The following is a 13,327-nucleotide window of genomic DNA, read 5'->3' as shown; positions in this document are numbered from 1 at the left end:
GGCCTCTTCGCGAGCAGGCTCGCTCCCACAGGGAAATGCATTTCCATTGTGGGAGCGAGCCTGCTCGCGAAGGCGATTAGCGCGCCAACTCATTCATCCGCGTGAGCACGGCATTGAGGCCATTGCTGCGCGATGGCGATAGCTGGCGGGACAGGCCGAGCTGATTAAACCAATCCGGCAAATCGATTTGCTTTATATCAGCCGCCGACAAGCCGTTGACCCGCAACAGCAGCAACGCCACCAATCCGCGAATCATCCGCGCATCGCTGCTTGCCTTGAACTGCCAGTGTCCGTCGCGCAAATCTCCGACCAGCCACACCTGACTCTCACAGCCATGCACCCGGTTGGCGTCGCACTTTTGCGCTTCATCCAGCGGCGGCAGACGATCACCAAACTGCATCAGCAGCCGCGCGCGCTGTTCCCAGCCCGCCGCAGTCTGAAACGTCTGCAGCGCTTCGGCCGCTTCCACCGGCAGGCTCATCGCAACATCTCCAGGGCCTGATCCAAAGCCTCGAAAAAGCGCTCCAGATCTTCCGAGTCGTTATACAGCGCCAGCGACACGCGGATCGCGCCGGCCAGTTCGAAGCTTTTCATCAGCGGCATGGCGCAGTGATGCCCGGCGCGTACGGCGATGCCTTGTTCGGTGAGCAGATGCGCCAGATCGGCGTTGTGCACGCCTTCGACGACAAAACTGGCCAAGGCCAGTTGCGGCTTGCCGAGCAGGCGAATGCCGTTGCGGGCGGCGAGGCCGCGCAGCAGATAGTCGTGCAGTGCCGCTTCGTGGGCAGACACGGCGTCCTGATCCAAACCGGCCAAGTAGTCGAGGGTTGCTCCGAGGCCGATGACGCTGGCGATCGGCGGTGTGCCCGCCTCGAACCCCAACGGCGCCGGGCGGAAGCGCGAATCCTGATAGTTGGCGTCCAGCACCATCTCGCCGCCGAACTGCCAATGCTGCAATTGCTCCAGCGCAGCGTTGCGCCCGAACAGCACGCCGAGGCCATCGGGGCCGTAGAGTTTGTGGCTGGAAAACACATAGAAGTCGCAACCCAGCGCCTGCACGTCATGCCGACCATGCACCACGCCTTGGGCGCCATCGATTACAGTCAGCGCGTTCTGCGCCTTGGCCATGCCGAGCAAAGCGGTCAGTGGCTGCCAGGCACCAAGCACGTTGGATAATTGGCTGACGGCCAATAAACGTGTGCGCGGGCCGATCAGATGCACGGCAGCGGCGAGATCGATCAGGCCTTCGGCATCCAGCGGCAGGATCACCAGTTTCAGATTGCGCCGTTTTGCCAGTTGCTGCCACGGCAGCAGGTTGGCGTGATGCTCCAGAGCGCTGATGACGATCTCATCGCCCGGATTGAAAAGATGTTCAAGACCGTAGGCGAGGAGATTCAGCGCACTGGTGGCACCGTGCGTGAAGACGATCTGACCGCTGTCACCGGCATTCAGCCATTGGCCAACCTTGCGCCGACTGTCTTCGAACGCTTGCGTCGCGTGAGCGCCGGGCAAGTGTTGCGCACGATGCACATTGGCCGCGCCGTTGGCGTAGTAATGCGTCAGTGCGTCGAGCAGGGCCTGGGGTTTTTGCGTAGTGGCGGCGCTGTCCAGATAGGTCTGGTCTTGCCGTTGCAGGGCGGCGATGGCCGGGAAATCGGCGCGCCAGGGGGAGGGAATCATCATTTGTTCAGCCCTGTGAAATTGGGCGGGGTGTACGCCAAACCTTGTGGGAGCGAGCCTGCTCGCGAAAGCGTCCGTGAGGACGCCAGAAGCTTCGCGAGCAGGCTCGCTCCCACAGGCCTACAGCGCTTAGTTGTGAGCGTGCAGCGCTTCGTTCAGTTCGATCGCCGATTTGTGGGTCTTGCACTCCACAGCACCGGTTTCCGAATTGCGACGGAACAGCAGATCAGTCTGACCGGCCAGCTCGCGCGCCTTCACAACCTTGACCAGATTGTTGTGCTCGTCCAGCAGCGCAACCTTGGTACCGGCGGTCACGTACAGGCCCGACTCGACAGTGTTGCGGTCGCCCAGCGGAATGCCGATACCGGCGTTGGCGCCGATCAGGCAGCCTTCGCCGACCTTGATCACAATGTTGCCGCCGCCCGACAGGGTGCCCATGGTCGAGCAACCGCCGCCCAGGTCCGAACCTTTGCCGACGAAGACGCCAGCGGAAACGCGGCCTTCGATCATGCCCGGGCCTTCGGTGCCGGCGTTGAAGTTGATGAAGCCTTCGTGCATCACGGTGGTGCCTTCGCCGACATAAGCGCCCAGACGCAGACGCGCGGCATCAGCGATACGCACGCCGGCCGGTACCACGTAGTCGGTCATTTTCGGGAACTTGTCCACCGAAAACACTTCCAGCAGCTCACCGCGCAGACGCGCTTCAAGTTGCATTTCCGCCAGTTCGCTCAGGTCGATCGCGCCCTGGCTGGTCCACGCCACGTTCGGCAGCAGCGGGAAAATACCGGCGAGGCTGACGCCGTGCGGCTTGACCAGACGGTGCGAGAGCAGATGCAGCTTGAGGTAGGCCTCAGGCGTGGAGGTCAGTTGCGCATCTTCGGCCAGCAAAGTGGCGACCAGCGGCTTGTGGCTTTCGGCCAGGCGGGTCAGCAGCTTGCCTTGCACGGCGTCGATGCCTTTCACGGCTTCAGCCAGTTGCGCAGCCTGGGCGGTGGTGAAGGTGATGGCCTGGTTGCCTTCGGTGTAACCGAGGATCGGCGCAACAGCCGCGACCAGTTCGGCCGAAGGGTTGAGCAGTGGCTGGGCGTAGAACACTTCCAGCCATGCGCCTTGACGGTTCTGGGTGCCGACACCAAAGGCGATGCTGAACAGGGAATTGGACATGTGAATACCTCTACAAAGAGTGACGGGCTGCTTACTTCAGAGCGGCCGCGTAGATATCTGGCTTGAAGCCAATCAGGGTTCGGTCACCGAGATCGAGCACCGGGCGCTTGATCATCGAGGGTTGTGCGAGCATCAGTTCGATAGCTTTCGCCTGGTCGAGATCGGCTTTGCGTTCGTCGTCGAGTTTGCGAAAGGTCGTGCCGGCGCGGTTCAGCACGGTTTGCCAGCCGTGCTCGTCGCACCATTGGGTCAGGTGCTCACGGTCAATGCCGGCGGTCTTGTAATCGTGAAAGTCATAGCTGACAGCGTGTTCATCGAGCCAGGTGCGCGCCTTTTTCATGGTGTCGCAGGCTTTGATGCCGAAAAGGTGCAACGTTTTACTTGAAACGGCCAAGGAATCGCCCCCTTTACAGGTGCTGGAAAAAAATGGTGACGGATTATGCCATGACCGGACGGTTTCGTCGGCCACGGTTGTCGTAACGCTGTAAAACCTGTGGGAGCGAGCTTGCTCGCGAAGGGGGCCTGTCAGTCAATTTCTGTGCTGAATGACACACCGCATTCGCGAGCAAGCTCGCTCCCACATTTAGTCCGGCGTCTGGCCGTGCGACATAGGTGCAACGGTCAGCGACAGCCTAAGGCGCTAATATGGCAGTTCAATGCTGTCGATCGCCTGAGATTCTGGTTTTATGCAAACTGCTTACACCGTCCTGATCCTGCTGATGCTGGTCAGCGTCTCGCGCCTGGTCGGGCGGGTCATCCCGCTGCCGTTGCCGCTGGTGCAAATCGCCGCCGGTGCCTTGCTCGCTTGGCCGACGCTTGGCCTGCACGTTGCCCTCGATCCCGAATTGTTTTTGTTTCTGTTCTTGCCGCCGCTGCTGTTTTCCGATGGTTGGCGCATGCCCAAACGCGCCTTCTGGCAATTGCGCGGGCCGATCCTGACCCTGGCCGTCGGCCTTGTTCTGTTCACCGTAGTCGGTGCCGGTTATTTCATTCATTGGTTGCTGCCGACGATTCCACTGCCCGTGGCCTTCGCCCTTGCAGCGGTTCTGTCGCCGACGGACGCCGTGGCGGTGTCAGCGATTTCGCAGAACCGTCTCCCCACGCCGCTGATGCACATACTCCAGGGCGAGGCGCTGATGAACGATGCCTCAGGCCTGGTGACCTTCAAGTTCGCTCTCGCTGCAGCGGTGACGGGCGTGTTCTCGCTGACCAATGCCAGCCTGACGTTCGTGGCGGTGGCGCTCGGTGGTCTGGCGGTCGGCGTGGCGCTGAGCTGGCTGGTCGGCCGCCTGCGCGCGTGGATGATCGCCCGTGGCTGGGACGATCCAGCTACGCATGTGGTGTTCATGTTGCTGCTGCCGTTTGCCGCTTATGTACTGGCCGAACGTTTGGGCGCCTCGGGTATTCTTTCCGCAGTTGCGGCGGGGATGATGCAGAGCTGGCTCGATCTGCTGCCACGCCAGACCAGCACCCGCCTGCTCAATCGCAGCGTCTGGGCGCTGCTCGAATTTGCCTTCAATGGCTTGATCTTCCTGCTGCTCGGCCTGCAATTGCCCGACATCATCAAAGCGGTCGTCAGTCACGAACCCACCTTGTGGCCAACGCTGTTCTATCGCTGCCTCGATGTGCTGGCGATTTTCGTCGCGCTGGTGCTGCTGCGGTTCATCTGGGTGCAAAGCATCTGGCGCTTGTCGGTGTTGCTGCGCCGATTGCGCGGCAAGGGCGAGCTGACGCAAGTGCCGACGGCGCGCTCCTGCTGGTTGCTGACGGTGGGCGGCGTACGTGGGGCGGTGACGCTGGCGGGCGTGATGTCAGTGCCGATGTTGATCGGCGCGGAGGCTTTTCCTGAGCGCGACCTGCTGATCTTCATTGCTGCCGGGGTGATTCTGCTGTCGCTGGTCTCGGCCTGTATCGCGCTGCCGTTGCTGCTGCGCGGCATCGACAAAAGTCCCGACGACAAGCGTCGTCAGGAAGTGCGCGATGCCTGGCGCAAGACTGCCGAGGCGGCCATTCACTCGCTGGAAACCGAAGAAGTCGTCCCACAGGATGCCGCTCAAGCGGCGCTGGCAGCGGAGCTCAAGGCGCGGATCATGTCCGAATATCGCCATCAACTCGACGTGTTCAACGATTCAGCGGAAGCCCAGGCCTTGGCGTTCCAGATGGATCTGCTTGAGCGTCGCCTGCGCTTGAAAGCGCTGCGCGCGCAACGCCTGGAACTGTACAGCCTCAGTCGGCAGCATCAGATTGGTGATGATGTGCTCAGGGAAGTGTTGGCCGATCTGGACTTGAGTGAGGCCAACCTGGGCCAGGTCAAATAATCTGCGCTCGATAATCAATGGCGGGATAACTTTGCCTGGCGAGGCGTTTGTCCCGTTCACTGAGTTTCATGTTGAAGGCAATCTCGAAGTTACCATGGGTCAAGAAATTCGGTACCGGGTAATGCATGATTGAAAGACTGTCGTATTCTCCTTTGAAAGTACTCTCGCAATTGTTTATGCGGAATATGTTCATTTCAATTTCATCATCATTCCAGCCCTGAGTTTCCTTGAAGTACATATAAACAGCTTCCATATTCCATGGAATATTCGCATCGGGATGCAGATGGGCATGATGAAATCCCAGTGCATGTCCGAACTCATGCAGCAGCGTGGCTTCAAACTGCGGGTCTTGCAAAGCGGTCTGTATGACCAGCGTGGGTTCTTCGGGGCCGAGGTCCAGGGCTTCGGTGCCGATTGCCGACCAGTTCTCGTCGCCGTTCAGGGTGATACGGATTTGCCCTTGGCCTTGTTCGACCTGTTCGAATGTAAGGCTGACAACCGGTTCCCATTGGCGAATTATGCGTTCGACCCGGTAGGCAACTTCATCGGGTAAATCTTCCATGAACGAAAAAGTTACCGTGCTGGCGTTGCTCCATAAGCGGTTGGAGCAGGCGATGGCACGCTTGTGACGTTCTCCCGAGGTGAAGTTGCGACTGCGCATTTTGACGAAGGGGTAGTGGTGCATGGATCAATATCCATATTGATTTACGAGATGGTTGTGGGTGCTGTTTGCAGGTTATTTTCTGAATCGATAAAAGCGACAGTAACTGAGCCAGAAGACTATCTTTGGTAAAGGCGGGTTGGAAGTCGTTAATTGCTTTGATATGTATCGCAGTGATCAAGCCGCGCGCCAGATTGCCTGGCGCGGGCCGATATTACTTATTGTTGACGGGTGATGAAATCGCGAATCCGTTCGGCGGCTTCGACGCATTCCGCCAACGGCGCAACCAGCGCCATGCGCACACGCCCGGCGCCAGGATTGACGCCATCGACATCGCGAGACAGATACGAGCCCGGCACCACGGTCACGTGTTCCTGTTCGAACAGATCACGGCAGAACGCCGCGTCGTCACCCTTCACGTTCGGCCAAAGATAGAAACTGCCGTCCGGACGCTGTACGTCCATGACCGGGCTGAGGATGTTCAGCACCGCATCGAACTTCTCGCGATACAGTGCGCGGTTGGCGCGCACATGCACTTCGTCATTCCACGCGGCAACGCTGGCCAGTTGGGTTTGGACTGGCATCGCGCAGCCGTGGTAGGTGCGATAGAGCAGGAAGCCCTTGAGGATGTCGGCATCACCGGCAACGAAGCCTGAACGCAGGCCCGGCAGGTTGGAGCGCTTGGACAGGCTGTGAAAGACCACGCAGCGCTTGAAGTCATTGCGGCCCAGTTCGACGCAGGCGCTGAGCAGGCCCGGCGGTGGAGTTTGCTCGTCGAAGTACAGTTCGCTGTAGCACTCGTCGGCGGCAATGACGAAGTCGTACTGATCAGCCAGGGCGATCAGCTTCTTCAGGGTCTCGACCGGAATCAGCGCGCCGGTCGGGTTGCCCGGCGAGCACAGGAACAGAATCTGGCAGCGCTGCCAGATCTCCGGCGCTACTGCGTCGAAGTCCGGGTTGAAGCCGTTTTCATCCAGGCATGGCAGGTAATGCGGCTTGGCCCCGGCGAGAAACGCCGCGCCTTCGTAGATCTGATAGAACGGGTTGGGGCTGACCACCAGCGCATCGTCGCCACGGTTGACCACGGTCTGGGTGAAGGCGAACAGCGCTTCACGGGTGCCGTTGACCGGCAGCACATTGCGCGCCGGATCGATCCAGCCGTCCGGCACACCGAAGCGCCGCTCGCACCAGCCGGCGATCGCTTCGCGCAGGGCCGGGATGCCGAGGGTGGTCGGGTACACCGCCATCTGATCCAGATTGTTCGCCAGCGCTTCGGCGACAAAACTCGGCGAACGGTGTTTCGGCTCGCCGATCGACAGGGCGATCGGGCGTTTGTCCGGGTTCGGCGTAACGCTGCCGAGCAGGGCGCGGAGCTTTTCGAACGGGTACGGCTGGAGCTGGTTCAGAGCGTTGTTCATGGGGGCCTCTTTTAAATGCTCAAGAGCTTTCTGTGGCGAGGGGATTTATCCCCGTTGGGCTGCGAAGCGGCCCCAAAACCATTCACTGCGGTTCAACTGAATGTCCGCATACACAGGTTTTACGACTGCTTCGCAGCCGAACGGGGATAAATCCCCTCGCCACAGGGGATTGTATGTACCGGAGGAAAGCATGGGCTGCATTCACAGGGATAAACGGGTGATTCAGATACTGATCCGCGAAAGTTTGATGTCCGGTTCCTGATTGACGCTCAGCTGTTCGACGATCGCATCCTGCAGACGGCTGCACAGCAGCGGATCAGACAACGGCTGGTTGTGCGCGTCGGTGATGAAGAACACGTCTTCCACGCGCTCGCCCAGGGTCGCAATCTTGGCGTTCTGCAGCGACAGATCGAACTCGAGGAAAATCCCCCCGACCCGCGCCAGCAGGCCCGGCCGGTCAGGCGCCGTCAGTTCCAGCACGGTCACCGGACGCTGGGCGTCGTTGTGGATCGTTACTTGCGGGGCGAAGGCGAAGTGCTTGAGCTGGCGCGGCACACGGCGCTGGATGATCGTTGGGTAGTCGTCCGGGTTGCGCAGTGCCTCGGTCAGGCCTTCGCGGATCTGCTTGATCCGCGCCGGGTTGTCGCCGATCGACTCGCCTTCGTTGTCGAGCACGATGTAGGTGTCGAGGGTGAACTGGCTGCTGGAGGTGATGACCCGGGCGTCGTGAATGTTCAGGTTGAGCTGGTCCATCGCCGCCACGGTCACGGCGAAGAAATCATGCTGGTCCGGTGCATAAATGAAGATCTGCGTGCCGCCTTCGAACTCGCGCTGGGTGGTTTCCTTGATCAGCACCAGCGGCCCGCCATCGACTGGTTGCTGCAGGATCGCGTCGCTGTGCCAGGCTACATCGCCGGCGGTGTGGCGCAGGAAATAGTCATCGCCCAATTGCGCCCACAGTTGCTCGACATCGTCCGGGTCGGTGCCGCCGCGCACCAGAATGTCCAGCGCCGCACTCTGAGTCTGGCGAATCTGTTCTTCGCGATCCACCGGGTTTTCCAGACCGCGGCGCAGGGCGCGCTTGGTCTCGGTATAGAGCTGGCGCAGCAGGCTGGCGCGCCATGAGTTCCACAATGTCGGGTTGGTCGCGTTGATATCGGCCACGGTCAGCACATAGAGGTAGTCGAGGCGCGTCTCATCGCCGACCGCCTGAGCAAAATCGTGGATCACCTGCGGGTCGGACAGATCCTTGCGCTGCGCAGTGGTGGACATCACCAGATGGTTCTGCACCAGCCAGACGATCAGGCGGCTGTCCCACACCGGCAACTGATGGCGCTGGCAGAACGCCTCGGCATCGACCGCGCCGATCTCCGAGTGATCGCCGTGCCGGCCCTTGCCGATGTCGTGATACAGACCGGCCATGTAGATCAGTTCAGGCTTGGGCAGCTTGGCCATGAGCTTGGCGGCCAGCGGAAATTTCTCCGAGACCTGGGTGTACTGCAGTTTGCGCAGGTGCTTGATCAAGTTCAGCGTGTGCGCATCGACTGTATAGATGTGGAACAGGTCGTGCTGCATCTGCCCGACGATAAAACCGAACTCCGGCAGATAACGCCCGAGAATGCCGTAGCGGTTCATCCGCCGCAGATTGCGATGAATGCCGATCTTGCACTTGAACAGCTCGATGAACAGGCTGGTGTTGCGGATGTCGTTACGGAAGTTGTCATCGATCAGGTGCCGATGCTCGCGCAGCAAACGAATGGTGTCGGCGCGCACGCCTTTGATTTCCGGCTGCTGGGCCATCAGCACGAAAATTTCCAGCATGGCGAACGGCGTGCGGCGGAACACGTTGTCATTGCGCGCTTCGATGTAACCGTCATGCAACTGGAAGCGCGAATTGATCGGTTGCGGCGGCGCTTCGTCTTCCGGGGCGAGGATGACTTCCTCGAAGTGCTGGATGATCAGATCGCTCAACTGGGCGATGCTCATCACCGTGCGGAAGTATTGCTGCATGAAGTTTTCGACCGCCTGTTTGGCGTCGTCTCCTTCAAAGCCGAGCAGGCCGGCAATGGTGCGCTGGTGATCGAACAGCAAGCGGTCTTCGGAACGACCGGCGAGCATGTGCAGGGCGTAGCGCACTTTCCACAGGAATTCCTGGGAGGAGGCGAGCAGGGCGTTTTCGCTCTCGACCAGAAAGCCTTCGCCAGCGAGGGCGCGCAGGTTCAGGGTGCCGTACTGACGGCGGGCCACCCACAAAATGGTCTGAATATCGCGCAGGCCGCCGGGCGAACCTTTGACGTTCGGTTCGAGGTTGTACTCGGTGTCGTTGTATTTGTGGTGACGTGCTTTCTGTTCCGCACGCTTGGCGAGGAAGAACTCCTTGGCCGGCCACATGTGCGCGGTGCTGGTGACGTCGAGCATTCGCTGGCGCAGACGCTCGGGGCCGCAGATGGTGCGGCTTTCCATCAGATTGGTGACCACAGTCAGGTCGGCGCGGGCCTCTTCTGCGCATTCGTCGACCGAGCGCACGCTCTGGCCGACTTCCAGACCGATGTCCCACAACAGCGTCAGAAAACGCTCGATGGAATCGCGGAAAACTTCGTGGTCGGCACTGTCGAGCAGGATCAGCAGATCAATGTCGGAATAGGGGTGCAGCTCGCCACGACCGTAGCCGCCTACCGCCACCAGAGCGATGTCGGCGTCTTCGCTCCAGTTGAACTGCTCCCAGGCCTTTTGCAGGATGTTGTCGACAAACCAGGCGCGGTCCTCGATCAGGCGGCGGATGTCGCGGCCATTGCGAAAACGCGTGTCGAGGACCTCGCGGGCCTGGCGGATCGCCTTCTTGAACGCCGCGATAGGACTCGCTTTGAGGGCCAGTTCAGCCTGGAACTGGCCGCGGTCGAAGAGTTCGGGATCCACCTGCGGCATCGATTGGCTTTCCTTTTATAGGCTGGGAGCGTTTTGTGAATCAGGCCGAGACGCGCGGGATGGTGTCATCGCTGCGCAAGGTGAAGATCTCGTAACCGGTGTCGGTGACCAGCAGGGTGTGTTCCCACTGGGCCGAGAGCTTGCGGTCCTTGGTGATCGCGGTCCAGCCGTCGCCCAGAACCTTGGTGTCGGCCTTGCCCTGGTTGATCATCGGCTCGATGGTGAAGGTCATGCCAGCCTTCAGCTCCATGCCGGTACCAGCGCGACCGTAGTGCAGGATCTGCGGTTCTTCGTGGAAGACCTTGCCGATGCCGTGGCCGCAGAACTCGCGGACCACGGAGAAACCATTCTTTTCTGCATGCTTCTGGATCACTTCACCGATGTCGCCAAGGCGGCAGCCGGGTTTGACGATCTCGATCGCCTTGTACATGCATTCCTGGGTGACCTGCGACAGGCGCTCGGCCCAGACCGGTACTTCGCCGACGTGGAACATGCGGCTGGTATCGCCGTGGTAGCCGTCTTTGATCACCGTGACGTCGATGTTCAGTGTGTCGCCGTTTTTCAGCGGTTTGTCGTTCGGGATGCCGTGACAGACCACATGGTTGATCGAAGTGCAGATCGACTTCGGGTAGCCCTTGTAGTTGAGCGGGGCAGGGATGGCTTCCTGCACATTGACGATGTAGTCGTGGCAGATCTGGTTGAGCTGATCAGTGGTCACGCCCGGTTTGACATGTTCGGCAATCATTTCCAACACATCGGCGGCCAGTTTGCCGGCAACACGCATGCCAGCGATGTCCTCGGGGGTTTTGAGGTTGACGGTCATACAGGCTCTCTCTGCGCTCGGCGGCGCTTACGGATACGAATTGGGTGGCAAGCGTACATTTTGCGACCCTGAAAAACGCGATTCTACCAGACGGGAGGCGCAAATCCGCGCCTGCATGTCCAGCTTCTATCTATACAATGGTGCGCATCGAGCCGATTCCAAGGGGGCTGCGCCCATGTCACTGGTGCGAATACAGATTCCGGGTTCCGTTTCTGCGCACCCTGTGGTATAAAATGCGCCGCTTTCCGGGGATGCCCCGAAAAGCTTAAATCCACACACGTGTCGACACGATGACCTGGGTGCCTTGGGCTTTATGCCTCTGGTTGGTCATTGGGATACGTGGAGGCCAAACCCGACTTATCAAGGAACTATCATGTCCCAAGTCAACATGCGCGATATGCTGAAGGCCGGTGTGCACTTCGGTCACCAAACCCGTTACTGGAATCCGAAAATGGGTAAGTACATTTTCGGCGCGCGTAACAAGATTCACATCATCAACCTTGAAAAAACCCTGCCAATGTTCAACGAAGCTCTGACTTTCGTAGAGCGTCTGGCCCAGGGCAAAAACAAGATTCTGTTCGTCGGCACCAAGCGTTCCGCTGGCAAGATCGTTGCTGAAGAAGCAGCACGTTGCGGTTCGCCGTACGTCGATCACCGCTGGTTGGGCGGCATGCTGACCAACTTCAAGACCATTCGTGCTTCCATCAAGCGTCTGCGTGACCTTGAAGTTCAAGCCGAAGACGGTACTTTCGCCAAGCTGACCAAGAAAGAAGCGCTGATGCGCTCCCGTGATCTTGAGAAGCTGGATCGTTCGCTGGGCGGCATCAAGGACATGGGCGGTCTGCCAGACGCACTGTTCGTGATCGACGTTGACCACGAGCGCATCGCGATCACCGAAGCCAACAAGCTGGGCATCCCGGTCATCGGCGTTGTCGATACCAACAGCAGCCCGGAAGGCGTTGACTACATCATCCCAGGCAACGATGACGCCATCCGCGCTATCCAGCTGTACATGGGTTCGATGGCTGACGCAGTTATCCGTGGTCGCAACAATGTTGCTGGCGGTACTGTTGAATTCGCAGCTGAAGAAACTCAGGCTGCAGCTGAGTAATCGACGCCCCTGGCGTTGACTCAGTAAGCAAAAAGGGGGCTTGGCCCCCTTTTTGCCACCTCGAAAACCATTTGTCGGCGCCCACGTCTGTATTTGTCATGTGCGGCAGCCAACATGGGTGGTTCGGGAAGAATTGAACGCCCGTTCGATCGGGTGGAATGGTTGAAAACCTATCCAAGAGGAATTTGAAAATGGCAGCAATTACTGCAGCGTTGGTCAAAGAACTGCGCGAGCGTACCGGCGAAGGCATGATGGATTGCAAGAAAGCCCTGGAAAAGGCTGACGGCGACATCGAAAAAGCCATTGATGACATGCGTGCTTCGGGCGCCATCAAGGCTGCGAAAAAAGCCGGCAACGTTGCCGCTGAAGGCGCAATCGCCATCAAATCGAATGACAAGGCAGCCGTACTGCTGGAAGTCAACTCGCAGACCGACTTCCTGGCTCTGCAAGACGACTTCAAGAACTTCGTTGCTGCCAGCGTAGAAAAAGCTTTCGACGAAAAACTGACCGACGCAGCTCCGCTGATCGCCGCTCAGGAATCGGCTCGTGAAGCCCTGGTTGCCAAAGTCGGCGAGAACGTCAACATCCGTCGTCTGGTACGCGTAGAGGGTGACGTTGTCGGCACCTACCTGCACGGTAACAAGATCGGTGTTGCTGTTGTCCTGAAAGGCGGTGACGTCGAGCTGGCCAAAGACATCGCTATGCACGTTGCTGCAAGCAACCCTGAGTTCCTGCTGCCTTCGCAAGTCTCCGACGAAGCGATCGAGCGTGAGAAAGCTGTGTTCCTGCAGCTGAACGAAGAAAAGATCAAAGGCAAGCCAGAAAACATTGTTGAGAACATGGTCAAGGGCCGTATCAGCAAGTTCCTGGCAGAAGCGAGCCTGGTCGAGCAGGCGTTCGTCAAGAACCCTGAAGTCAAGGTTGGCGAACTGGCCAAGAAAGCCGGCGCTGAAATCGTTTCCTTCACTTACTTCAAAGTAGGCGAAGGCATCGAGAAGCCGGTCGACAACTTCGCTGAAGAAGTTGCTGCCCAGCTGGCTGCCGCCAAGCAATAAGACGGTTTTTCAACTGTCGCCCGAAAGAGGCTGCCCGCTCACGCGCGCAGCCTCTTTTCAGATGGGGTTACCAATTTTTTATTTGGTTTCCAACCGGAACTGACTTACAAAGCCATGTTCCGATGGCGCTGCAGCAGCGCCAAGCTAGAGTGAACGCCAGCTGTAAACAGCT

At 59.3% G+C, this 13,327-nt stretch carries 11 protein-coding genes; 3 read left to right on the top strand and 8 right to left on the bottom strand.

Translation table 11 applies throughout. The features are described 5' to 3' along the window. Positions 1-76: 76 nt before the first annotated feature. The 4 genes from ND528_RS16620 to ND528_RS16605 form a co-directional block, all read right to left on the bottom strand. Positions 77-481 carry a SufE family protein gene (locus ND528_RS16620; protein WP_263470734.1) on the bottom strand — a complete coding sequence of 135 codons (405 nt, stop codon included), beginning with the start codon at positions 479-481 and terminating at the stop codon, positions 77-79. Then, complete coding sequence (locus tag ND528_RS16615; RefSeq protein ID WP_263470733.1) at positions 478-1,683, bottom strand: aminotransferase class V-fold PLP-dependent enzyme; 1,206 nt, start codon at positions 1,681-1,683, stop codon at positions 478-480. Before ND528_RS16615 ends, ND528_RS16620 begins: the two co-directional genes overlap by 4 nt. 126 nt (positions 1,684-1,809) lie before the next feature. Then, positions 1,810-2,844: a 2,3,4,5-tetrahydropyridine-2,6-dicarboxylate N-succinyltransferase gene (gene dapD, locus ND528_RS16610; RefSeq protein ID WP_003222105.1), complete on the bottom strand. Its 1,035-nt coding sequence runs from the start codon at positions 2,842-2,844 to the stop codon at positions 1,810-1,812. Between the two features lie 31 nt (positions 2,845-2,875). Further along, complete coding sequence (locus ND528_RS16605) at positions 2,876-3,238, bottom strand: ArsC family reductase (protein WP_038860603.1); 363 nt, start codon at positions 3,236-3,238, stop codon at positions 2,876-2,878. 292 nt (positions 3,239-3,530) lie between these two features. Between ND528_RS16605 and ND528_RS16595 the strand changes: the two genes are divergently transcribed. After that, a complete protein-coding gene (locus ND528_RS16595; RefSeq protein WP_263470732.1) occupies positions 3,531-5,162 on the top strand; it encodes a Na+/H+ antiporter in 1,632 nt (543 codons plus the stop codon). Here ND528_RS16595 and ND528_RS16590 read toward each other — a convergent pair. From ND528_RS16590 to map, 4 genes are all read right to left on the bottom strand, one after another. Further along, a complete protein-coding gene (locus ND528_RS16590) occupies positions 5,155-5,847 on the bottom strand; it encodes a M12 family metallopeptidase (RefSeq protein ID WP_263470731.1) in 693 nt (230 codons plus the stop codon). The two genes, ND528_RS16595 and ND528_RS16590, sit on opposite strands and share 8 nt — an antisense overlap. A 194-nt stretch (positions 5,848-6,041) precedes the next feature. Beyond that, on the bottom strand, positions 6,042-7,241 hold the full coding sequence (dapC, locus tag ND528_RS16585; protein ID WP_263470730.1) for a succinyldiaminopimelate transaminase: 1,200 nt from the start codon (positions 7,239-7,241) through the stop codon (positions 6,042-6,044). A gap of 222 nt (positions 7,242-7,463) precedes the next feature. Further along, complete coding sequence (locus tag ND528_RS16580; RefSeq protein ID WP_016771478.1) at positions 7,464-10,166, bottom strand: [protein-PII] uridylyltransferase; 2,703 nt, start codon at positions 10,164-10,166, stop codon at positions 7,464-7,466. A 40-nt stretch (positions 10,167-10,206) separates the two neighbouring features. Next, a complete protein-coding gene (map, locus tag ND528_RS16575) occupies positions 10,207-10,989 on the bottom strand; it encodes a type I methionyl aminopeptidase (protein WP_042606978.1) in 783 nt (260 codons plus the stop codon). Positions 10,990-11,362: 373 nt separating this feature from the next. Between map and rpsB the strand changes: the two genes are divergently transcribed. Both rpsB and tsf read left to right on the top strand, forming a co-directional pair. Beyond that, positions 11,363-12,100, top strand: coding sequence for a 30S ribosomal protein S2 (rpsB, locus tag ND528_RS16570; protein WP_003222119.1), 738 nt, complete (start codon positions 11,363-11,365; stop codon positions 12,098-12,100). Positions 12,101-12,291: 191 nt separating this feature from the next. Then, a complete protein-coding gene (gene tsf / locus ND528_RS16565; protein ID WP_016771476.1) occupies positions 12,292-13,155 on the top strand; it encodes a translation elongation factor Ts in 864 nt (287 codons plus the stop codon). Positions 13,156-13,327: the final 172 nt, after the last annotated feature.

The sequence above is a fragment of the Pseudomonas mercuritolerans genome, assembly GCF_025706525.1.
In the GTDB taxonomy this organism is placed as follows: Bacteria; Pseudomonadota; Gammaproteobacteria; order Pseudomonadales; family Pseudomonadaceae; genus Aquipseudomonas; species Aquipseudomonas mercuritolerans.
This window is presented reverse-complemented; position numbering and strand designations above follow the sequence as displayed.